At 46.0% G+C, this 23,141-nt stretch carries 16 protein-coding genes and 2 pseudogenes; 12 read left to right on the plus strand and 6 right to left on the minus strand.

All coding sequences use genetic code 11. From position 1 onward, the window contains the following. Positions 1 to 95: 95 nt before the first annotated feature. The 3 genes from B3N33_RS00605 to B3N33_RS00615 all read left to right on the plus strand — a co-directional run bounded on the left by B3N33_RS00605 (position 96) and on the right by B3N33_RS00615 (position 2,825). Positions 96 to 953 carry a pseudouridine-5'-phosphate glycosidase gene (locus B3N33_RS00605; protein WP_214060505.1) on the plus strand — a complete coding sequence of 286 codons (858 nt, stop codon included), beginning with the start codon at positions 96 to 98 and terminating at the stop codon, positions 951 to 953. Next, positions 950 to 2,383 (plus strand): amidohydrolase, encoded by a 1,434-nt coding sequence (locus tag B3N33_RS00610; protein WP_214060506.1) that lies wholly within the window; start codon positions 950 to 952, stop codon positions 2,381 to 2,383. The genes B3N33_RS00605 and B3N33_RS00610 overlap by 4 nt, the downstream gene beginning before the upstream one ends. A 268-nt stretch (positions 2,384 to 2,651) precedes the next feature. After that, complete coding sequence (locus tag B3N33_RS00615; protein WP_165775337.1) at positions 2,652 to 2,825, plus strand: hypothetical protein; 174 nt, start codon at positions 2,652 to 2,654, stop codon at positions 2,823 to 2,825. Positions 2,826 to 2,846: 21 nt separating this feature from the next. Here B3N33_RS00615 and mnmG read toward each other — a convergent pair. Then, positions 2,847 to 4,731: pseudogene (mnmG, locus tag B3N33_RS12915) on the minus strand (tRNA uridine-5-carboxymethylaminomethyl(34) synthesis enzyme MnmG). Between the two features lie 48 nt (positions 4,732 to 4,779). Between mnmG and B3N33_RS00635 the strand changes: the two are divergent. From B3N33_RS00635 to B3N33_RS00655, 5 genes and pseudogenes are all read left to right on the plus strand, one after another. Further along, positions 4,780 to 6,175, plus strand: a pseudogene (locus B3N33_RS00635) (pyruvate carboxylase subunit B). Positions 6,176 to 6,376: 201 nt separating this feature from the next. Continuing rightward, on the plus strand, positions 6,377 to 7,567 hold the full coding sequence (locus B3N33_RS00640; RefSeq protein WP_214060509.1) for a sugar ABC transporter substrate-binding protein: 1,191 nt from the start codon (positions 6,377 to 6,379) through the stop codon (positions 7,565 to 7,567). 93 nt (positions 7,568 to 7,660) lie between these two features. After that, positions 7,661 to 9,403 (plus strand): ABC transporter permease subunit, encoded by a 1,743-nt coding sequence (locus tag B3N33_RS00645; RefSeq protein WP_214060510.1) that lies wholly within the window; start codon positions 7,661 to 7,663, stop codon positions 9,401 to 9,403. Continuing rightward, positions 9,403 to 12,174: an ABC transporter permease subunit gene (locus B3N33_RS00650; protein WP_214078592.1), complete on the plus strand. Its 2,772-nt coding sequence runs from the start codon at positions 9,403 to 9,405 to the stop codon at positions 12,172 to 12,174. The genes B3N33_RS00645 and B3N33_RS00650 overlap by 1 nt, the downstream gene beginning before the upstream one ends. A 258-nt stretch (positions 12,175 to 12,432) precedes the next feature. Continuing rightward, positions 12,433 to 13,617 (plus strand): alkaline phosphatase family protein, encoded by a 1,185-nt coding sequence (locus B3N33_RS00655; RefSeq protein ID WP_214078591.1) that lies wholly within the window; start codon positions 12,433 to 12,435, stop codon positions 13,615 to 13,617. On the opposite strand, the gene tsaB is transcribed toward B3N33_RS00655, so the two are convergent. From tsaB to hrcA, 5 genes are read right to left on the minus strand one after another with little or no spacing between them, the layout of a single operon-like run. Further along, on the minus strand, positions 13,614 to 14,273 hold the full coding sequence (tsaB, locus tag B3N33_RS00660; protein WP_214078590.1) for a tRNA (adenosine(37)-N6)-threonylcarbamoyltransferase complex dimerization subunit type 1 TsaB: 660 nt from the start codon (positions 14,271 to 14,273) through the stop codon (positions 13,614 to 13,616). The two genes, B3N33_RS00655 and tsaB, sit on opposite strands and share 4 nt — an antisense overlap. A 9-nt stretch (positions 14,274 to 14,282) precedes the next feature. Continuing rightward, on the minus strand, positions 14,283 to 15,140 hold the full coding sequence (locus B3N33_RS00665; protein ID WP_214078589.1) for a YitT family protein: 858 nt from the start codon (positions 15,138 to 15,140) through the stop codon (positions 14,283 to 14,285). Between the two features lies 1 nt (position 15,141). Beyond that, complete coding sequence (gene dnaJ, locus B3N33_RS00670; protein ID WP_214078588.1) at positions 15,142 to 16,269, minus strand: molecular chaperone DnaJ; 1,128 nt, start codon at positions 16,267 to 16,269, stop codon at positions 15,142 to 15,144. Between the two features lie 21 nt (positions 16,270 to 16,290). Further along, entirely contained in the window at positions 16,291 to 16,908 is a 618-nt protein-coding gene (locus tag B3N33_RS00675) for a nucleotide exchange factor GrpE (RefSeq protein WP_214060918.1), read from the minus strand. A gap of 12 nt (positions 16,909 to 16,920) precedes the next feature. After that, positions 16,921 to 17,964 carry a heat-inducible transcriptional repressor HrcA gene (gene hrcA / locus B3N33_RS00680; RefSeq protein WP_214060917.1) on the minus strand — a complete coding sequence of 348 codons (1,044 nt, stop codon included), beginning with the start codon at positions 17,962 to 17,964 and terminating at the stop codon, positions 16,921 to 16,923. 107 nt (positions 17,965 to 18,071) lie between these two features. Between hrcA and B3N33_RS00685 the strand changes: the two genes are divergently transcribed. Genes B3N33_RS00685 through murD form a run of 4 tightly spaced genes read left to right on the plus strand, consistent with a single transcriptional unit; the run spans position 18,072 to position 23,141 of the window. Then, positions 18,072 to 19,568, plus strand: a complete 1,497-nt coding sequence (locus B3N33_RS00685; protein WP_214078587.1) for a UDP-N-acetylmuramoyl-L-alanyl-D-glutamate--2,6-diaminopimelate ligase — start codon at positions 18,072 to 18,074, stop codon at positions 19,566 to 19,568. After that, the gene (locus B3N33_RS00690; RefSeq protein WP_214078586.1) at positions 19,565 to 20,890 is read left to right on the plus strand and encodes a UDP-N-acetylmuramoyl-tripeptide--D-alanyl-D-alanine ligase; all 1,326 of its coding nucleotides are present in this window, start codon (positions 19,565 to 19,567) and stop codon (positions 20,888 to 20,890) included. The genes B3N33_RS00685 and B3N33_RS00690 overlap by 4 nt, the downstream gene beginning before the upstream one ends. Continuing rightward, positions 20,883 to 21,809, plus strand: a complete 927-nt coding sequence (locus B3N33_RS00695) for a phospho-N-acetylmuramoyl-pentapeptide-transferase (protein WP_214078585.1) — start codon at positions 20,883 to 20,885, stop codon at positions 21,807 to 21,809. The genes B3N33_RS00690 and B3N33_RS00695 overlap by 8 nt, the downstream gene beginning before the upstream one ends. After that, positions 21,810 to 23,141, plus strand: a complete 1,332-nt coding sequence (gene murD, locus B3N33_RS00700; RefSeq protein WP_292588787.1) for a UDP-N-acetylmuramoyl-L-alanine--D-glutamate ligase — start codon at positions 21,810 to 21,812, stop codon at positions 23,139 to 23,141.

Raw genomic sequence — 23,141 nt, forward strand, 5'->3', positions numbered from 1 at the left:
CAGTTCTTTGAAGCCTGGGTTCGCAGCTGTTCTGGTTGTCTGAAGAGATTTATACACAGCTTGCCGCATATGAGAATCATGAGAGGTGAATATTGTTGAAAAGAGTTGTAGCTCTTGAATCTACAGTTATAGCTCACGGCCTTCCACAAGGTATTAACTTCGAAACTGCTCTGAACATGGAGCGGGCAGTCAAAGAAAATGGCGGAATACCAAAAACCATAGGAATTCTAGACGGAAGAATTATCGTGGGTGTCAACGAGGAAGAGATGAGAAGACTTGGAACAGGTCGAAATGTCCTCAAGGTCGGCACTGCAGAGATATCCTACGCAACAGCGATGAAGAGAGATGCAGCAACGACCGTCAGCGCTACAATGGCTATTGCAAAATTGAATGGAATCTCTGTATTCGCTACGGGGGGAATCGGAGGGGTTCACAGAGGAGTAGATTGGGATGTCTCTCAAGACATCATAGAGCTTTCGAGAACTAGAATGATCGTGATATCGGCAGGTGTGAAGAGCATTCTTGACGTACCAAAGACCCTGGAGTTTCTTGAAACCTTTGGAGTAACAATCGTTGGTTACAAGACCGATTGTTTCCCGTTCTTTCACTGCTCAAAAAGCCCTTACAAAATCAATCTAACCATAGATTCCCCAGAAGAGGCAGTGATGATTCTGAAAGAAAAAGAAAGGCTTGGAATAGAGGGCGGACTGCTAGTAGCTAATCCTATTCCCGAAATGGACTCTATGGACTACGATGAATTGAGAGCTCTCATTGAATCCGCTCTAAAAGCAGCCGTAAAAGAAGGGATCTCGGGGAAGACTCTCACTCCATATCTGCTCAGCAAACTCGCGCTGCTGTCAGGAGGGAAGACACTTGATGCAAACATTTCCCTACTGATAAACAATGCCGCGCTCGGTGGTCTTATAGCCGCTAACTCGGGAGAAGAACTATGAATGGTTACTCCCTGAAAGGCGGATTTGTCTATTTGGAAGAGACCGGAGCTTATTCTCGCAAGGACCTCTACATAGACTCAGGAGAATTCTCTGCAGATACTCCTTATGGTGCTCAAGAGATAGATATTTCAGGCAAATTCGTTTACCCGGGATTTGTCGACTCGCATGCACACCTCATTGGAACGGGAAGAAAGTCTCTGGAGGTTGATCTAGAGGGCTGCAGCTCTATCGAATCGCTTGCCGATAGGTTGAGCGTTGATCGAAGGATAGTAAGAGCTAGAGGCTGGGATCAGGAAGTGTTAGGGTTTATGCCCGTGAGAGGAAAGCTTGATCTCATCACTTCAGAACCGACGATTATTACCAGAAGATGCGGACATATCGCCTGCGTAAACTCGTCCCTGATAAAGCTATTCGACCTTGAAAGGCTTCACGGTCTTGATGGTTCGGACATCGATCTTGGAATACTCAAGGAGAGAGCTCTAGAGGAGATGGACCGGATAGCAAAACTCTCTCCTGCTGAAGTCAGAGAAGCGATTGAAGCGGGAACAAGGTCCTTTTTGAAATATGGAGTAACTTCGGTACACAGCGACGATTATCACGGCATAGATTATGAACTCCTTATGGAGGCTCTCTCAAACGCGAACAAAATGAGAGTCTACGAAAAACTCTGCATCTCCAGAAAAGAAGATCTGGAAATGATCAAACATGGCAGGCAATTCGAAACTGATTTCTTCCGACTGAGAGCTGCAAAGATGTATCTTGACGGGTCGCTCGGAGCAAGAACGGCGGCGATGATTGAGCCTTACCACGATTCTCCGACCGAAACCGGCGTCCTCTATATGACTGCCGATGATCTTAGGCCGATCGTGAGGAGAGCAGACAGAGAAGGAATTCAGGTCTGCGTACATGTTATAGGAGATCGGTCACTGGAAGAGGCCCTCTTGGCTTTTGAAGGATCGAACAGTGAAACTCTCAAGCATAGACTAATTCACGTTCAGATCGCGTCTGAGGACCAGATAAGAAGGATTGCCGAGCAGAGACTAACCGCATCGATTCAACCGGTTTTCGTTGACTCTGACAGCACAATTGCACCGGAGAGGTTCGGGCCGATCCGGATCAAAGATGCCTACCCGTTTGGAAAGATGAGAGATATGGGAGTAGTTGTTGCCTTCTCAACTGACTCACCGGTAGAGAGCACTTCGGTAGTCAAGAACCTCGTTTCGGCCGATAGATTCTTCTCCAGAAAGGACAGCATAGAGATGTATAGCAAAACCGGACACACTCTAGCAAACAGTGTCAGATCCTTCGCGCTCAATCCGGGGGACCCAGCAGATTTCTTCGTAACCGGCTCAGATATCTTAAAGACCAGAGAAGATACTTTCGCGGACATGACATTTGTTTCAGGAAGGTTAGTGCATAAACTAGAATGAAATCAGTCTCGAACCGTAAACCGCAACTCGTATTGTACATAAATGCTTCATCTACTTTCTTTACGTTTCGTCACTTATATGTTAAATATAAGAAAACTATCTTGAAGAACACTGGCAAAACTGCTAAAATTAGTACAGAAAAAGGCGGCATAAGNNGACCGCCCGGTTATGAGCCGGAAGCTCTAACCAAACTGAGCTACGAGCCCAGACACAAAATTGATTATAATATTCCTCATGACTTGTGTCAAGAGGTTCAGGAGATGGTCCAATGCTAAACAACAGCTCTGTGGGTCTTCGGATATCTGCAGATCCGGTTCAGGAAATGACTGTGAAGTATCCTAGGGTTCTTGTAATAAAGGCCGCGTTCTCTCTTCTGAAAGACGGAAAGTCAATTGAACATAGAGATCTGGAAAAAACATTACAGACCTTGCTCTCGCGATAACACCAGAACCCAACTCGGATCTTATTTCTGGTTTTGATGCTTGAGATGAAAAGATAGATTCATGATGTCTGAGGGTGTCAGCCCGGGTATTCTCGTTGCTTGGCCTATCGTTGTAGGCTTTGTTCTTGTCAGCTTTTCTCTTCCTTCTGTTGAGAGGTTGGAAACTTCACTATAATCTAAGTTGGAGGGGATTAGATCTCCCTCGAGCTCTTCAAGCCTCTTGACCTCTTCCCTAAGACGCTTAATATATCCACTGTACTTGATCTCTATTTCAACTTGTTCTATCACTTCATCATCAACAATCGGTTCGGGATCGTAGTATGAAAGGTCCCTGTACTCAACTCCCGATCTTTTTAGCAGACCCGAAAGTTTTGCGGGCGTATCGAGTCTCGAACTCCTCTTACTAATTAATAGCTGGTTCAACCTTTCAGAAGGTCTGACGGTCACTCTTTCAAGTCTTAAGACCTGATTCCTGGTCTGGTTTGCTAATCGGGATACCTTCTCACTGAACCAGTCGGGCACTAGTCCGTATTCATGACCGTACTCTGTAAGCCTGATGTGCGCGTTGTCGTGCCTGAGAAGCAATCTGTATTCCGCTCTTGACGTGAGAAGTCTATAAGGTTCATCCACTCCCTTCGTCACAAGATCGTCGATCATAACTCCAATATAAGCTTCCGATCGACTTAGTACAAGCTGCTTCCCGCCATGCAGCTTCGCTGATGCGTTGATTCCCGCGATCAAACCCTGACCGGCAGCTTCCTCGTAACCACTGGTCCCGTTTACCTGACCAGCGAAATACAGATTCTCGACTAATTTGCTCTCCAGCGTTGAGTACAACTGAGTCGGATCTATATAGTCGTACTCGACAGCATAAGCAGGCCTGACGATTTCCGCCCTCTCAAGCCCCTTTATTGTTCTGATCATTTCGAGCTGTGTCTCGAAAGGAAGGCTGGTTGAAAGACCGTTCAAGTAGTACTCGTCGCTCAAAGCACTCTCGGGTTCAACGAACAATTGATGGCTACTTTTATCAGAGAACTTGATCACCTTATCCTCAATCGAAGGGCAGTATCTCGGTCCCCTNNAAGCTTAACATCCCCGTACAGCGGCGAGAATCTGAGGTCTCTCTTGATGATGTCGTGTGTTCTCTCATTTGTCCTGGTCAGCCAGCACGGATGATTGTCTTCAAGGACAAAGGGCTCGGAAAAGTATGAGAAACAAAGTGGGGTATTTGAGGTACCCTGACGCTCCATACTGGAGAAATCGATTGATCTGCCTGCTATTCTTGCAGGGGTCCCAGTCTTGAAACGTCTGACTTCGAACCCCAAAGCTTTAAGCGATGCAGTTAGCTCGGTTGCTGGAAACTCACCAAGCCTTCCCGCGGGAAACTCCNNTCCTGTGGTCCGATGAATATCTTCCCTCCAAGAAAGGTGCCCGAAGCAACTATTACTGAACGTGCAGAGTACCTGAGGCCAAAGTGCGTCGTGATGCCTCTTACACGACCCTTATCCACTTCTATGGACTTCACAATTCCGGACTGCAGGTGCAGATTTTCCTGCATCTCAAGTATTCTTTTCATTATCTGGCTATACCTGTTCTTGTCCACCTGAGATCTCAGTGCTCTGACGGCAACTCCTTTGCTGGTGTTTAGAACTCTTATATTGAGTGATGCCTTATCTGTTGACTTGGCAATCTCCCCACCGAGCGCGTCTATCTCTCTTACGACAATGCCTTTCGCTGGGCCCCCCACAGCCGGATTGCAGGGCGTCCAACCAACCGTGTCGAGGTTAATATTTAGAATAAGCGTTCTCATGCCCATTCGCGCGCCCGCTAATGCGGCCTCGATACCGGCATGTCCGGCCCCTATGACGATTATGTCGAATTCGTAATCTCTTTTATTTGATTGCATAACATCACTCCTCTATCATAGTATTGTACACAGAAAGGAGGCATTAAGTTGAGAAAAGTCTGTTTCGTTGACACTACGATGAGAGATGCGCACCAGTCACTTCTGGCCACTAGGGTTACAACAGCTGAGTTGGCAGATATAGCTCCTCTTGTCGATCAGGTTGGTTACCACGCAGTAGAGGTCTGGGGCGGAGCAACCTTTGACTCCTGTGTTAGATACCTTAATGAAAATCCTTGGGAAAGACTCGATGTACTCAAAGAGAGATTTAAGAATACTAAGCTTCAGATGCTTCTAAGAGGTCAAAATCTTCTCGGTTACAGAAACTACGCAGATGATGTTGTAGAGCTCTTTGTTAAGACGATGGCAAATCACGGGATTGATATTGTAAGGATCTTTGACGCCCTTAACGACCTAAGAAATCTGGAAAAGTCGGCAAGCGCAGTAAAGGATGCCGGAATGCACCTTCAAGTAGCAATGTCGTATACAACCAGTCCCGTTCACAACATCGATTACTTCGTGAAGATCTCCGACAAGGCTGCGGATTTGGGCGCAGACTCTCTCTGCATTAAGGACATGGCTGGTCTTTTGAAGCCTGGAACGGCTTCAACTCTTGTAAATGAGATCAAGAAGAGGCACTCTATCCCTTTGGAGGTACACTCTCATTTCACAACGGGTATTGCCGATATGGCTTACTTGAAGAGCGCTGAGGCCGGGGCCGATATTCTCGACACCGCCACGTCTTCAATGGGATTCGGAACCTCACAACCTGGAGTCGAGAGCATATGGACAACATTACACGATATGGGGCTATCAGAGAAGCCAAATTACCCTCTACTCAAAGAGATAAACGACTACTTTTCAAGGGTTAGGAAGAATCACAGTGGCACTGATGCAGGTTTCACTATAAACACTTCAGTTTTGGAAAATCAGATTCCGGGAGGAATGTACTCCAATCTAATAAACCAACTGAAATCTCAGAACATGAGCGACAGATTCGAAGAGGTTCTCGAAGAAGTTCCGCAGGTACGCGCTGATCTCGGTTATCCCCCCCTTGTTACTCCAACATCTCAAATAGTGGGCGTGCAAGCGGTCTTGAATGTTATGAACAACGAGAGGTACAAGACGATCACGAAAGAAGTAGAAAGATACATAAGGGGATTCTATGGAACACCTCCTGCAGAAATCGACAAGTCACTGAAATCAAGAGTTATGGGAGATGAAGAGTCGATTTCTCATAGGCCGGGCGACACTCTTGACCCAGAAGTCGAAAAAGGAAGAAACGAACTCGGCCTGCTGGCCGAATGCGATGAGGATCTTCTTATATACCTGTTACTTGGAGAAGTTGGAAAGAAGTATCTTAGTCNNGAGATACAGAGATTCTCTCAGAGTCGACTTTGAAGTCGCGAAGGATTTTAGAGAAGGAATAACGGTATATCCAGTTTGATTCGTATTATTAACAATATTCACGAAGATAGAACTGTATTAAAGCTAACAAGAGGCAACTATAGACTGCTTAGCGCCTTCATGAAGAATGGGGGCGTTTTTTTTGTTCAGTCCCTGCATTAACACTTCTTTAATTAACCGGAACTTTCTGATACAATTTGTTTAGGGTGTATCCCAATTCTATCAAAGGAGGGTTCAGAAGATGAGAAAACTCGCAGCTGTTCTTTTCGTGCTACTTCTAGTCTTATCTTTTGCAAGCGCAAAGTTGGTGATTTGGTCCTCTGAGAACCAGATCCCTGCACTTGAGAAGTTGGCGGCAGATTTCGAAAGTGACTATGGAATTCAAGTGGAGATTCAGCAGGTGAACTTTGGCGACATAAAGTCCAAGTTCCTTACCGCAGCTCCCGCAGGCGAGGGCCCCGACATCATAGTAGGCGCACATGACTGGGTTGGTGAACTCGCTATCAATGGCCTTATCGAACCGATTCCATTTCTTCCCGAAGCCGATCAGTACTACGATGTCACTCTAGATGCCTTCAGCTACGGCGGAAACCTCTACGGTGTCCCCTATACTGTTGAGGCGATTGCAATCATCTACAACAAGGATCTCGTATTCGAAGCACCGAAAACAATCTCAGAGCTTGAAGAACTTGCTTTCGAAGCTGCAGATGATGAAGTCGTGGGCCTGATCTACGCAGTTGGGGATTTCTATCACTCCGCACCTTTCATACTGGGAAGAGGCGGCTATATCTTCAAGGAGACTGCTGCGGGTCTTGATGTAACCGACATAGGCCTGAACAACGAGGGTGCGATTGCAGGCGGAAACCTCATCAAATCTTGGTTCGACAAAGGTCTAATTCCTGGCGGTCCAAATTACAACCTGATGGACTCTTTGTTCAAAGACGGACTGGCCGCATTCATTATTAACGGCATATGGGCAACCCCAAGTTACCGCGATGCGGGTATCGACTACGCGATTCTTCCTTTCAGCGAAATCACATTCGACGATGGGACAACTCCGAGACCATTCGTTGGAGTACAGGGCTTCATGATAAACTCAAAGTCTCCGAACAAGCTTGAAGCCACTGAATTCGTAGTGAATTACATCGGCAGCTTCGACGGCCAGTACGGAATGTTCCTCGGAGAGAGAAGAGGTACGGCAAGAGCCGACGTGTTTGCATTTATTGAAGCGGACGCCGGTCCAGAGCTGTATGATGTTTTACAGTTCTCCAAGAGCGCTTCAGTAGGAACACCAATGCCAAACGTTCCGGAAATGGCGAGCGTATGGGGAGCAATGGGCGATGCACTTGGCCTTATTATCAACGGTCAGGATACAGTGGAGAACGCTTTCAATTCTGCAGTAGAGAAGATCAAGACTACAATTGGAAACTGATTGTTCTCTCTTGACTTATCCACAAATCTTAATTTTGTTAGACTGAGCGCGGGAGACTCCCGCGCTCTGGTTTAACTGTCTGGAGGGATTACCTTGAGTGGAAGACGATTTGTAATCTTTCTCTTTTCTCTCGCTATCCTCGCAATATTCAATGCCTTTTCTCTATGGAGCATATATCTGTTATTTGCCGATGGGAATTTCGGCTTGATGGTAACAATGGTCATCCTGACTCTGCTAATTGATATAATTGCGTTGAATCCAAAGGGTTACCCGTACAGATATATGATTCCCGCAATGATATTGCTTTTCATTCTCACGCTATATCCAATGTACTACACTTTCAGAACTGCCTTCACTAATTACGGAACCGGGCATCTATTCACAAGGCAGCAGTCAATTCAAAAGCTTCTCAGCGATTACTTCTACATCCCGGAAAACCCCGAGGAATTCGAGTTTTCCATCTTTATCGAGCTCGACAACTATAGCCCCACAGACAGATTCATAACTCTTCTGAAGTCGAAGACGGATGGAGAGATGTATGCCACTCTTAGGCCTCAGGTAGTAAGCAGAGATGCATCGGGGAACATCACACTGGCCACCGCCAAGATGTTGGAGATAAAATCGGACAGTTTCGTTATCGGCGGGGTGAACTACACTCTTTCACGCTCTCCGGATGACCGAATCCTGGCTATCCTATCTGATGCCGGTGCAAGGTATATATACTTTTATTCTCCCCAAGACACCTCCACCAGGCCGAACGCTCCCTTCTACTTCAGCGAAATAAGAGGAGTGTGGCTCCGAAATGCCGAATTTACAGACTCGGAGGGTAACCAGATAAGACTATTCCCAAACTCTCTTTACACAACCTTTGCCACCACTGAAAGGAAGTATGCGTTAAGGACTGAGACTTCATTCTCCGCCGGAAGAGCCATTCAGGAGACCGTTGTCTATAACAGGCAGACGGGAAGGACCTTGATCGAGGAGAGTGGCTTTTTCTATGATATCGACGCAAATGGAAACGAGTTCATAGTTGAGGGCTACATATCTGACGTTGGTTTTTGGAACTTCGTTAGGATGTTCCAGGATCCGAAGATAAGGGACCCGTTTTTTCAGGTATTCGGCTGGACGTTTACCTGGGCCGGACTTAGCGTTCTCTTCTCATTCGTAATTGGCCTGGCGCTGGCAATCACACTGAATGATCGGAGACTTAAGGGAAAGAAGATTTACAGAACACTGCTCATCATTCCCTGGGCCGTACCTGCCTTTATCTCTGCTCTTGTATGGAGAAATGGCTTCTTCAACGAAACCTATGGAGTTCTGAATAGGTTCATTGTTCAGGGACTCTTTGGGCTTGAACCAATAAAGTGGCTGAACGATGCCTTTTGGGCCAAGGTTTCAGTCTTGATTGTCAATACATGGTTGGGCTTCCCGTACATGATGACAGTAAGCCTCGGTGCTTTACAGAGTATTCCCGAAGAGTTTTATGAGGCCTCATCGATCGATGGTGCAACGAGACTCCAGAGATTCAGAATGATTACCTTCCCCCTGTTAATGGTTACTGTTGCACCTTTGCTTGTCGGCAGCTTTGCCTTCAACTTCAACAACTTCACCGGCATTTATCTGGTAACCCAAGGTGGACCCGCAATTCCTGGAGCTTCGACACCCGCTGGGGCAACTGATATCTTGATCTCATACACTTTTAAGCTGGCGTTTGAAGGGAGAGGTCAGGACTTTGGCTTTGCCAGTGCCATTTCGATTATCATATTCATAATCGTCGCCGGCTTCAGCTGGATAAACTTTAAATTGTCCGGTTCCTTTGAAGAGGTGAGCAGATAATGGCCGTTGAGAGAAGAAAATACTGGTTAAGACACATAATCTTGATAGCTGTTGTCGTTGTGGTTCTCTTTCCAATGGTTTGGTTGATAAGCACTTCAATAAGACGTGACCAGGCAGCTTTCTCGTCAAGGCTCTTTTCAACCAGAGTAACTCTTCAACACTATAGGAACCTTCTTTTCCCGGAAAGAAGCGTAGGAAGGCTTGTTCTTGATCTCCAGAGTGCAACATACGCCACAGGAGACTACAGAGGGAAAAGCCAGGAGGATCTGAAGAATACAGTTGAGAAGTTCCTCACTAAATTCGATTCTCTTATGGATGAGAGCGAAGAAATGGTTAGGGCAGTCGAAGGCGGTACCGCTGCAATTGAAAGCAATCTGGTAGAAATGGAGAGCATGATAATCAAGGAAATGAATGAGCTGAGACTCAAAGACAAGGTCCTCTTCGAAGAGAGACTCAAAGAGATAGGTAGACTAGACGAACTGAAGACGGCCTACGCGGTAGGAGAAATTCTTCAAACTGCCTCTCCTTCACTTGAAGGAACCTATCCCTTCTACATCGGACTGCTTGGCGAAAGGTCATCACAAGTCATCGAGTCTCTCGAAGCTTACAGAAACCTGTACGAAGAGGTATTCCGTCATCGCGACGAGACGCTGCTAGCAATAGAAACCCTTGAATTTGAGAACAAGAAAGAAGTGGTGGAATCACTGAATTCTGTTGAAGATTACATATCTCTCTCTGGCATTGACTACTCTGAATGGCGAAGAGTTGAGTGGCTTCAAGTTATTAACAGATATCTAAGGGAGGTCGAATCTTCGATGCCCGAAGATCAAGCCTCCGAGCTCAACCGGATCAGGACAGGCCTATATGATTCCTTCAGATCTGCCGGTAACGCATGGGAAGCGGCAACTGCTTCCAGTGCAGCCCTTTCTGAAGAACTATCTTTCCTGGCGGAGACGGCCTTTGGAACCGACTACTATGAGTACCTGGCCGCAAATGAAAAGTTGGAAGCAATAAAAAAGAGCCTCGAGTCTACCGAAAAGGCTCTAGTAGTCTTAAATTTGGCATTAGGCGAACTAGAAGACTCTTTTGAAGTCGCATTTCCGACCATCGTGTCTGAAACTAGAAAACTCTCTTCCCTGATTCCACCGCTGCAAATGGTAATCAGTAAAGGCGCAGGTAATAGCACGGCTGTGGCTGAAGCAAAAGTCAGGTCATCACTCGAGAGAGTCGATTCAGCAAAGGAGACCATAGATCTTCTCCAGCAGCAGCTATCAAGTATGCAGAACGTCCGTGGGCTGATCACAAGTCTTTCCGATCTCTCGGATAAGATGGCCTGGTTCTCAGGCAATGGCGAAGCTCTCCTAAGCGCATCTGCAAACTCAGAAGTCTTAAAAGGAGCAGACGTGATAGACATAGCCCTGTCAAACTTGTCGAGGGTATTGCCTGTTCTTGAGATGAGTGTTGCAGAGTATATTGAGGTATCGGAGAGAACGATCGCTCTCACGACGGAACTGGAATCCCTGAAGAAAAGCATGGAAGACCTCGAGAACAGGATCTCTGAACTTCAAGAAGAAGCTGAGAGAGCAGAAAGAGAGCATGCAAAAGTCCTTGAGGCGATTAGTATACAAGCTGCGATGCTGTTTGTGGAGGAGGAAATAATCTCGCTGGAAGGCGCCAGAAATTATGTATCGAAGCTGTCTGATGTGCTGAACAACTACTTCAACATAAGAGCATCAACCCGTTACAGGACCCTTCTGTGGTACGATGATTTCATTCGGGCTGATTTGGAGGCAAAGGAAGGGACGGCTCTGCTGAATCAGCTAATCTCAACTATGAGATCGATGAAGGATGAACTTGCTTCCAAGGTAAACTACTACATCGATCTGAGATTCCTTGGGACTTCGGTAACTCTGGACGACTTCGGAAGGATGCAGGAGACTTACAATTCTCTCTTTCAGCAGGTTAACGCCAAGTACCAACGTGCATCCAGGCTAATATCCGATCTAATCGAGAAGCCCACAACCTATTCATCTCCATATGATGGCATATTGAAGGAGATAGACAGGGCCTTATTCAGAACAAATCAGATCTGGGCACAAAAAGAGAGTACTTATTTCTATTTCGTCAGGTGGCTTCTTAATTCAATAATCGTAGCACTTACTGTGTCGCTTATCAGCGTTGCCGTTGCAGCTCTCGCTGCGTATCCTTTCAGCAGAATGAGATTCCGTGGAAGGAAGCAAGGCTTGCTTGGCCTCCTCCTTATTCAGATGTTCCCTACAATAATGTTCATGGTGGCTCTCTACGCCTTGCTGCAGTTCATTGGAAGTTTAATTCCATTCCTGGGACTAAACACGCTTGGAGGCCTGATATTTGCTTATTCAGGAGGAATTGCCTTCAACATCTGGCTGATCAAAGGCTATTACGATACAATCTCTAGCTCTCTCGAAGAGGCAGCAATGATCGACGGGGCAACAAAATTCCAGGCCTTTTTAAAGGTGATTTTACCGCTTGCCAGACCGATTCTGGCTGTTGTGGCTATTCTGACGTTTATGAACATCTTCAACGAGTATCTGATTGCAAGGATAATTCTTCAGGACATGAACAAATGGACATACGCAGTTGGCCTTTGGCAGTTCTCGGGAAGATTCGAAACGAGCTGGGGCCCATTCACTGCCGCAGCGTTGATTGGAGCAGTTCCGATGGTCATATTCTTCCTCGTGTTACAGGACTACATCGTTGGGGGTTTGACACAGGGAGGAGTGAAAGAGTAACTTACCCTAAACTCGTCCGATTTGTGATGAGAGCTAGTTAATTTTCAGGAGCCCGTCCCTAAGCAACCGGGATCGGGCCCCTGAATTTTGAAGGTCGTGAGTATTTCGAACAGTGAATGTTGGGAGCGGAAAGACCTATGTCATATATAATTGAAGAGAAAGGATTCAGTAAAGTTTTTTCTCACTCTGTTCGAGTGTAGATACTAGTAAGATAGGAATCTGTCGCGCTCAAGATTGTCCAGATGGAAGGTGTTGCAGATGGAGTTCGTTTATCCCAATTACGACAGAGGTTCAATAGTAAACCTATCAGCTGCCATTCTGAAGCACTTCGATGCTGAGATACCTTCAGGGGTGAAGGAGTATTGCTTCTCAGAGCACGGAATTAGCATCGATGGAATAGATAAGCTAGTGGTATTCATAATCGATGCTGTTGGCTATTATAACTTGATGAAGGTTCTTGAGAAAAGCAGTTTCAAACACTTCTCTGTCGAAGATGTAAGAAGTCTGACTTCTGTCTTCCCTTCAACCACTTCCAGTGCTCTCACTTCGTTGTTCACGGCCACAACGCCTGGAGAGCACGGAGTACTCGGGTATCTTCTCAATATTCCAGAGTACGGCGGACTAGTGAATATGATCGAGTTGACTCCCTACACTCAGGATAGGGACAATCTCACCAGATTGGGCTTTGACCCCCTTAAGTACAATCAAAATCCAACTATCTTCGAATCGCTGAAGGAAGCTGGCGTAAGAGGTTATCATCTCACATCCAAGAGTTTCGTGAACACAGGACTGACGAGAATGCATTCTCGCGGAGGCACAGCCAGGGGTGTTCATGGATTGGGAGATATGTTCGAGGAACTCAATACCATCCTTGCTGCGGATGAATCCGAAAGTCTGACGGTTGTCTACTGGGGTCTTATCGATACTTACGGTCACAAGTACGGTCCAAACTCCCTGTCGTATATTTCGGAGACCGCAATACTGTTCTCCGCAATTGAAAAGTTTTTCGAAGAGAGGGTGCAACAAGACACGGCATTATTGATCACTGCCGATCACGGTCAAATCGAAACCCCTTGGGAGCAAGAGATCTGGTGGTCAAAGTTCGACGATATCTTCGATGAGATGTACTCCATGCCGGGAGGTGAACAGCGCATGTCCTACATATATTCTCTCGATAAAGAAAAAACAAGAAAGAAGATGGAAGAGCTTTTTGGAGACTCTATTGAGATCATAGAGCCATCCCATCTTGATGAAATAAAGCTCTTCGGCAGGCCTCTGAGCAATTCTTTCAGGAAGAGGATAGGTGAGCTCATTACCGTATCCAAGGACGACTCATCATTGTGTTTCAAATACACAGGTCAGGAACACTCGCTCAAAGGAAGGCACGGAGGTTTGACGAAGGAGGAAATGAACGTCCCTCTAATACTTCTGAGAAGGGATTAGTGGCTTTTTTCAGTCTTTCTATTCTCCCAGTTTATTTCGGCGATTGACTTCTGCAAGTATATCGGTTTAAGGTCAGAATAACGTATGAACTCTCCTGCAGCAAACTTCTCAACTGCGATTTCTCTCATCGCTGAGGGGTCCTGATGTCTCACTTCACTGCAATCAAATCTTTCGAAGGCCTGTTCTATTTCACCGTCAAAGAAGAGTTTCGTCCCTGACAAGTCGATCGCGGAGACTAACTCGGCGGTACTACTGAACTCAGTTTCTCTGACCGGCACTCTCTCTCTGTATTCTCTCCAGTAATAGTGTCCCTCTCTTCCGCGTCTCAGGACAATGAATCTCTCATCATCGATCGAGCTTGCCAGTACATCAAGAGAGTTAAAAGGAACTACGCGGATATTATACGGAAAGGCGATACCTTTGGCTGTTGCAATGCCTACTCTCAAACCCGTAAGGGAACCGGGACCAACACCGACCCCGATGAAGTCGAGTTTCGGGACCTCAATCTTGAGATTCTCTATCGCCTGCTCTACCATTACGGCTAACAAAGAGCCAAATTTGTCGATTTCTCGAGCCTTTATCTCCATCTCTCCCCTGCCATTACATGCCGAGAGAAGAAGAGTTCTAGAAGAAGTATCGAAAACTATATACTTCATCGCATCTCCTCAGCTGAGATTCTTGAAGCCTTCACCGAAGACCTCGGCATTGTTCACAATTATCACAAAAGCTCGTTTGTCTGTGGCCTTCACTATATGCCTTAACTGCCCAATCTCTCTTCTTCTTATTGATACCATCAAAACAGGTCTATCTTCTCCGGAAAAGCCGCCCGTCGCCTTAATCATCGTCGTGCCACGCTCCATTTCCTCAATAATTCTCTTCTTTATTGAATCACTTTCCACGCTAATAATAAAAGCCGTTCTTGTGTTGCCGATACCCTCGATTATCCCATCTATTGTCTTGCTTGTAGTGAAAATCGTTATTATTCCGTACATTGCTGCGATAGGTCCGAATACGACAATGGCAAGCATTGTGATTAGTGAATCGCTTATTAACAGACCCGTTCCTGTGCTGAAATTCAGATACTTTGAGAAGATCATAGCAAGTATATCTGTTCCTCCAGTGGAAGCACCGCGCCACAACACCAAGCCCATGCCGGCACCAGCAATAACGCCACCGTAGATTGCCACCAGCAGAAACCCGTCTTGTGTAGAAGAAGCATCGAAAATCGGGAAGTGCAGCTTCTGAAGAAGATCAACCGTTATGGACATCAGTACCGCCGAGTAGATCGACTTTATTCCAAAACCTACTCCCAGAATCACGAATGCGATAATAAACAGAGCTAGGTTATAAACGAACATCTGAGCTCCGACCCAGAAACCGAAGACCCTGTAGATAATTATTGCAAGCCCACTTACGCCGCCGGCGATAATGTTGTTCGGAATCATAAACGAAACAATTGAAACAGCAGTCAGTATAGAACCGACCGTAATCAGGAAGTAGTCAGCGAATACCTTCCTATTCACTTCACTCTACGACCCTTGAGTTTTTCAGTTTTGCGATTTGCTGTAGGAGCTTCTTCTCTTTGCTTGAAGGCTTGCTAATATTCACCCTCACCGTTACGAGAAGATCTCCACGCCTATTGCCGGAAACACTAGGAACACCAAGGTTTTTCATCCTGAATACCGTGTTTGGACTAGTTCCCGCCGGGATCCTAAGGGTCTCCGTACCTCCTTCGGGAAGGGGTATCTCAACCGTGGTGCCTAGTGCGCTTTCAACATAGTCTATCTCCTTGGTAATATACAGATCGTTTCCACTACGTCTGAACTCCGAAGGCATTTCGACTCTTACACTTACGTAAAGGTCTCCGTACGGACCTCCATTCTGCCCTGAATTCCCGTGACCGCCAATTCTAAGAGTTGCTCCATTCTCAACTCCTGCAGGTATCGCAACGCTCACCTGGTGTCTCTCCTTCACGTAGCCTCTTCCGCTGCACTGACCGCAGCGCTTATCGATTATCCTTCCCGTTCCGTTGCAGGTATTGCAGGCATGAGTGTTGCTGAACATCCCAAAGAAAGATCTATGCTCCTCTTTCACATAACCGCTTCCATTGCAGGTAGGACATGTCTTGAAACTCGTGCCGTCTTCGGCACCCGTTCCTTTACACTTGTGACAGACCTTATTCCTGTCATACTCAAGTATCACTTTCTTTCCAAGTATTACGTCTTTCAAATCTATGGCAACCGAAGCATGAATGTCCTCTCCCCTAACCGCTCTTGGACCCTGGGATCTGGAACTCGTACCTGACCTGCTCCCTCCAAAGAAGACATCGAAGACATCCTGAAAATCGCCGAACATATCGTCGAAGTTTCCTCCAGCGCTTCCAGGAGTTCTTCCAGAACCACGGCTATAGGAGGAAGGATCTCCCACATATCCGAAGCGGTCGAACATCGCACGCTTTTCTTTGTCGGACAAGACCTCATAGGCCTCCTGAATCTCTTTAAATTTCGCTTCGGCGTCCTTCTTGTCTGCGCCTTTGTAAGCATCAGGATGCCATTCCTTGACGAGTCTTCTGTAAGCCTTCCTTATATCTTCATCAGACGCATTTCGTGAGACTCCTAGAATCTCATAATAGTCTTTTCTTGATTGAGCCATCTACATCACCACCGAATGCTCTTATTCAGACTCGGAAGAGTTGTTTATGGCAACAACGACTCTTGCAGGTTTGAGAACCTTGCCGTTAAGATAGTATCCATGTTCGACGACATCATGAATCGCCATATCGGGAACATCGTTTGAAGTAATCGTCTCTTCAACTTCATGAGCGAAAGGATCAAAGGGCCTGCCCACCTCGGGGATTATCGGGGATAGCCCTTCGTCGAACATGAGCTTTTCAATGGATTTATGAATAAGCCTGACACCAGAAATGAACCCTTTCCTGGTCCCTTCTGCGTTTCGCAGAGCGCGACCAAGATTATCATAGATTTCTATGATTCTAAGGATCATCCTCTCTTTGTATCTTTTTGTAACCTCCTCCGACTCACGAATAAGAGCATTTCTATAGTTGATGAATTCCGATCTCAGCCTGGAGTTTTCATCTTTGAGAACCCTTATTTCATTCTTAAGACTCTCCACTTCATCTATTTCAAGCTCCTTTTCTTGTTTTTGTACGTCTTCCAACTTAGTTTCTTCCTCTTTTACTTCTTCCGACACATTTGGTTCATTCTCTTCTTGTATCGAGCCACCCTTTTTCTCTAGATCCTCGAGATTCTTGGTGTTCTTGTCCTCCAACATAGTTCACTCCTCCTATCTATTCGAAAAAACCTCTGACAATCTGTTAATTGAGAAGTCGAGATAGGCATTTACCTTCTCATAGTAAGTCAGCTTAGGCGAGATAACGAATACACTACCAATCTTCTCATCGTTTCTGGAATAGGGAGATACAAATACTGCAAAGTTTCTGAGCTCCTCTCTGCCCACTTCCTCACCTATGAAAACCCTTTGATCATAAACATCGCCAAAGGAGTTAAGCAATATCTCAAGATTTCTCGGATTCTCAACCGATCTTACGAGTCCGGAAATATCGGCAGAGTCCAGAAGATCGTTTGAAATTATGAACTCCAGGCCATATTTGTAGTACTTCTCTTCGTTCTCCTTATCAAAGATACTCTGAAGGAAATTTATTATGTCTTGCAATCTCCTATCATGCCACTGATCGTACCTCAGTTCAACGTCTCTTATTCCCTTTCTTATTTCCCCGATTGTCTTTCCTACGACTGCCATGTTCACGTACTTCTGGAAGCTGTCTATATCGAATTCACTAGCTCCAAGGAAGACTGTCGTATTTAAACTGACTCCAAGATCGGTTACAATGGATACATTAAGATAACCCTCGGTTATCTTCGAGATCGAAACGCTGTTCACCAGCAGTCTGTCAAACTTCGGCTTCTCAATGACCACAAAACCCGATACAGCACGTGCCAGAATTCTGGTCATTCCCTGAAGAAGATGCTCAACATCACCTACAGTGCTGGTCTGTCTTATTGCAATTGCTACATTGCTTTCTTGAAGATCCTCGGTGATCGTTTTCACTGAATCGAGATAGAACCTTAAGCCCTTGTCGGTCAAAATCCTGCCTGCTGAAGTATGAGGCTGATAGATGTAACCTAAAAACTCCAGCTTTCGCATGTCGTTTCTTACCGTCGCAGAACTATACTTAAGGTTAGAGTGCTCCAGAACCTGCTTTGAACTCACAGGTCTTCCAGAAGCTATGTATTCTCTCGAAATACAATAAAGCACTCTTATCTGCCTTGGATTCAATTCTGGACCACCTGTACGTTTTTTTGACACCTAGCACTCCCTCCCATAGACTGCTAATAAATGTTACCATATGCCGCCTCTGTTGTCAACTTCAGAGACCGATGATACAATCTATAAGAGCGAAAGGGGTGTGATCAATGAGGTTATCTCAGGTCATAGAACTCCTCGGTAACAGTGTTCTTCAGGTTGTGAATCCCGGCAATACAGATCCGGAATTTGATCATATCGAGAGTGACTCACGTGTTCTTAGAGAGAGAAACCTCTTTGTATGCATTAAGGGTTCGAGCTTTGATTCACACCTGGTAGTGAGGGAGCTTCAGAGAAGGGGCGCAGTCGCTCTGATAGCGGAGCTGCCGATTGAAGACGAGGAAGTCGTCGTTCCGATTGTTTACGTGAAGAGTTCTCGTCTTGTTGAAGCACTACTTACCATGGAGGAGTACAGCCATCCTTACAGAAAACTCACTACTATCGGTGTAACTGGCACAAACGGGAAAACAACAATTACAACTCTCATCTATCACGTTCTCTCTTCCTTTGAGAGAAAGGCATCTTTAATCGGCACCGTTAGAAATGTGGTTGGCGAGAGCGTTTACTCAAATCCAAAGAACACCACTCCGGGACCTGTAGAACTCGCTAAGCTTCTCCAACTGTCGGCGGAGAAGAAGAGCGAATACTTCATTATGGAGGTCTCATCACACTCTCTTTCGATGAACAGGGTCGAAGGTATGCGTTTCGATGTCGGGATAATCAGCAATGTTACGAGAGATCATCTAGATTTCCACCCAACTTTCGATGATTACTATAGATCAAAGATGAGACTGTTCTCGTTGTTGAAGACAAATGGAATCGCCATTGTAAATGGAGACAAGATAAACATTGCAGATATCCATATAGCTAGAAACAGAATAACAACCTACGGATTTGGCGATGAATCAGATTACAGAATCGAGAATCTCGATATATCGAGGACGGGGATGGACTTCACCATACAGACTCCATACGGTTCTTCCCATAGAATATATTCGAGATTGATCGGCGAACATAATGCTTACAATATTGCAGCAGCAGTAGCAACTCTAAACTCACTGAATTACGACCTCGACCACATCGCTAAAGCCATTTCTTCCTTTGGAGGGGTACCGGGGCGATTCGAGTTTGTTGAGGAGGCTACCAAATATGGCTTCGATGTGGTAATAGACTTTGCCCATACGCCAGATGCTCTCGAGAAGCTTCTTAAGACAGCGAGAAGACTGACTCCCGGAAGAGTAATCCTGGTATTTGGTGCTGGCGGGTCGGCCGATAAGGGGAAGCGACCGCTGATGGCAGAAGTATCTTCGAAGTTCAGCGATGTGGTTATACTCACTTCTGACGATCCGAAACTCGATGATCCCACCGAGATTCTTAGCGATCTCGAGAGCGGGGTAGACAAGTTCAAACCTTATCTCGTCATTCCCGATAGACGGGAAGCTATATCAGTTGCTCTCACCCTAGCAAACCGCCAGGATATGGTCTTGATAGCAGGACGTGGTCACGAAGACTTCCAGATTCTGCGTGACAGGAAGATCCCCTTCAACGACAAACAGGTCGTAAAAGATATTCTAGAAAGTAAGTTTCGGAGGCACATCAAGAAGTGATTCCAACATCGGTAATTGAAGAACTCTTGAGTTACTCGGAAGATAGTCGAATTGCTCTCGATTCCAGAAAGGTGTCTGCCGGAGACGTCTTCGTCGCGATAAAGGGAGATATAGCCGATGGAAATGATTTCGTTGAAGACGCATTATCTGCTGGCGCGACTCGCGTTTTTTCGAACAGACCGTGCGCGGATCCTAGAGTGATTACGGTTCATGATACGGTTGAGCTTCTTATGGAAGCGGCTAAGGAAGTCATGTCGCGCTCGCACCTCAAGAGCAGAATAGCGATAACCGGCTCCAACGGAAAGACCACGACGAAGGAAATCACAGCCTTTCTTCTTTCACAGCTTGGAAAGACCTTCAAAACGGCCGGCAATCTCAACACAGAGATAGGCTTGCCTCTCTCCTTACTTGAAAACAGGAGGGAGCTGCTATCGGCTAAATATGGGGTTTTTGAACTAGGTACCAATGCCAAAGGAGACATAAGAAAACTTGTGGATCTTGTTGAACCGAATCTTTGCGTTCTTCTAAATGTCGGCACGGCACACGTTGGAAACTTTGGAGGAATCGATGAACTGCTTGAAGAGAAGTTGTCAATCTTCGAATCAGGAAAGCTCTCTAGAGCTGTTTTGGGCGGAACCGACGAAAGATTGAGGAAATTCGCCGCCGATATGCCTGTTGAAACTCGTCTCTTTGGAAGGCATGACGCAGACTTTTCCATAGTAGACTTCTCTTACGACAGTGGCGAGACTTTGCTTCATTTCGACTGCGAAGGCGATAGATTCGTCCGACTTAAAGGTATCTGGAGTCTTGGACAGTTGATGGATCTGGGGGCCGCTTACCTAGTGGCTAACTTTGAAGGCCTCGAAGAACCTTCAATCTTCCTGAGCGATTACAAGTCTCCATTCAGAGATCGTTTCAGCGTCGAACACCTTCATGGAATAACTCTGATCAGCGATTTCTACAACAGCAGCCTCGAATCTTGGGAGTCGGCAATTGTCTCTATAGAGAAGCTCAGTCACTCCCGAAAAATCGCTGTAGCCGGCTCTATACTGGAGCAGGGCGAAGAAGAAGCTAATACTCACGAAAAGCTTGGCAGATTGCTGGGGAAGTTCGATATGACGATTCTTTTCAATCACGACAAAGCGATTGAGGCTGCATCGAAGTATGTAGAACCCTCGCTAATTACTGACAGTGTTGAACAGTTAGCCGAATGGCTATTCGAGAACGTAAGAAAAGGGGACCTGGTTTTTCTCAAGGCTTCAAGGGCAGTAGCCCTGGAAAGAGTGCACAAAGCGTTTGTCGAGATGATGAGAAATGTATAGGGAAGCCCTTTCCTTTCTCCTGGCATTTCTGCTGGCAGCTATTGTCATTGAGCCTTTCAAGAGATATCAAAGGAAGAAGAAAATAGGTCAGTACATTCGAGAAGAAGGACCGGACCTCCATAATTATAAAACGGGAACACCAACCGCCGCCGGAATTGTCTTTCTTCCTATTGCTCTTGCAATTTCCGTCATATTTGCCTTTAGGATAGAGGTTTTGCTGGTTGTTCTTGCCGGCGTTTTATTTGGCCTGATAGGTCTCGTGGACGATGTCTCTAAGATCGTTAAGAAGAACGCATCCGGTTTGAGTGGCAAGAAGAAGTTGTTGCTCCAATTGGCTTTTGCATCAGCCATAGTCTTGCTCATTCAGCTTATCAATCCCCATACTCACATGGCGGTTCCACTTTTAGGAGAGATAGATTTTGGCCTCGCCTACTATCCAATATCGACCGTGGTAATTGCTGGAATGAGCAATGCAGTTAACCTTGCTGACGGGGTAGACGGGCTGGCAGGTTCTATGTACATATTCTCGCTCGCTCCTATGATGCTTCTTCCAGTTTGGCAGAATGGGATAATCGCACCGATTTGCGGTGCACTGGCAGGATTTCTGTGGCACAACTGGTTTCCCGCCACGGTTTTTATGGGCGACACAGGGTCGATTTCTCTCGGAGCAATGATAGCCGTGATGTTCGCATTGGACGGACGGGAAGGCTTCCTTCTCTTCTTCGGTATGATGTTCCTCGTAGAGATGTTTAGCGTGATTATTCAGGTGTTTTCATTCAAAGTCTTCGGGAAGAGAGTGTTCAGAATGTCTCCAATACATCATCACTTCGAACTGCTCAATTGGAAGGAAAGCAAAATCGCTTTCAGGTTTTCATTGATCGCTTTTATTGGTGCAGTCTTCGGTCTGCTCTCATGGTAGGTGAATAGTTTGCTTGAAGGAAGAATCGGTCTTGTGGGATTTGGCGTCTCAAATCAGGCGCTTCTGAGAAGGTTATTAGAAGATAAAGATCCTCTCTCTTTGTTCGTCTCCGACAACGGTAATATTGGGGATGAAGGAAAGAGAATACTGAAAGAGAATCTTGTGGAGTATGAAGAAGGCGGACATACGGAGAGACTGTTCAGCTGCGATACTTTCGTGGTTTCACCCGGTATATCGCCCTTTTCCGATGTCGGCAAAAGGATAATTGACTCTGGAAAGCTCTTCACTACAGAACTCGAAATCTCCCTTGACCGACTGTGGTCAAAACCAAGAGGGACGGTCATTGGCGTAACCGGAACAAATGGAAAGTCGACAACCGTAACGATGCTGAATCACATTATCTCCGGAAAGAATAAGAAGGTCTTTCAGGGCGGGAACCTCGGAAACCCTCTTGCAGGAGTGAAAGACGACTTTGATTACTATATTCTGGAGGTGAGCTCCTTTCAGCTAAGATGGTTTGCGGAGGAAAAAATACGGTTCCACCTGTCCGCTATAATAAACCTAGGAGAGGACCATCTAGACTATCACAGGAGCATTGACGATTACTTCAAGTCGAAGTTGAGAATTGCAAGAATGACTGAAGGTTTCACTCTACTGCCGAAGGCAGTAGTCGACAGTCAAAAGGAGAATCTTGCCGACTGCAAGCTCATGCCTTTCTCTACTTCCTGCGAAGCAGACAACTGCTTCGACAGGGAACATTTAGTGGTAGCCGGAGTGCCGTTTGAGACTTCATCCCTTCCGTTCACCGGACTGCACAACTATGAAAATTCTCTTGTAGTTCTCATGATCTCACGACTCATTGGGCTGTCTGCAGAAGATGTTTTTGAAGAGCTGAGAAGCTATTCATTTCTCTCCCATAGACTTCAGCTGGTAAGAGAGTTTGAAGGAGTGAAGTACTACGACGATTCGAAGGCGACCAACGCCCACGCAGTCAGTGCCGCTCTCAGGAATTTCGAACTGTCGAAAACAATTCTGATTCTCGGGGGTCAGGAGAAGGATGAGACGTACATCGAGTTGATCGAACAGCTTGGTCAACTTAAGCACGTAGTAATGCTGGGAACCTCAATGAAGATATTATCTGCTAAACTTCAAATGAGAGGAATACCGTTATGCATTGCAGGAAACATGGCAGAAGCAGTTGGTATTTGCAGAAGGTTAGCACTCTCAGGCGATAGCGTAGTACTGAGTCCGGCCGGTTCAAGCTTTGATCTTTACAAGAACTATGCAGAAAGAGGAAATCATTTCAGAGAGATAGTCAGTGCATTGGAGTAG

It is taken from the genome of Mesotoga sp. UBA5825 (assembly GCF_002432955.1).
GTDB lineage: Bacteria > Thermotogota > Thermotogae > Petrotogales > Kosmotogaceae > Mesotoga.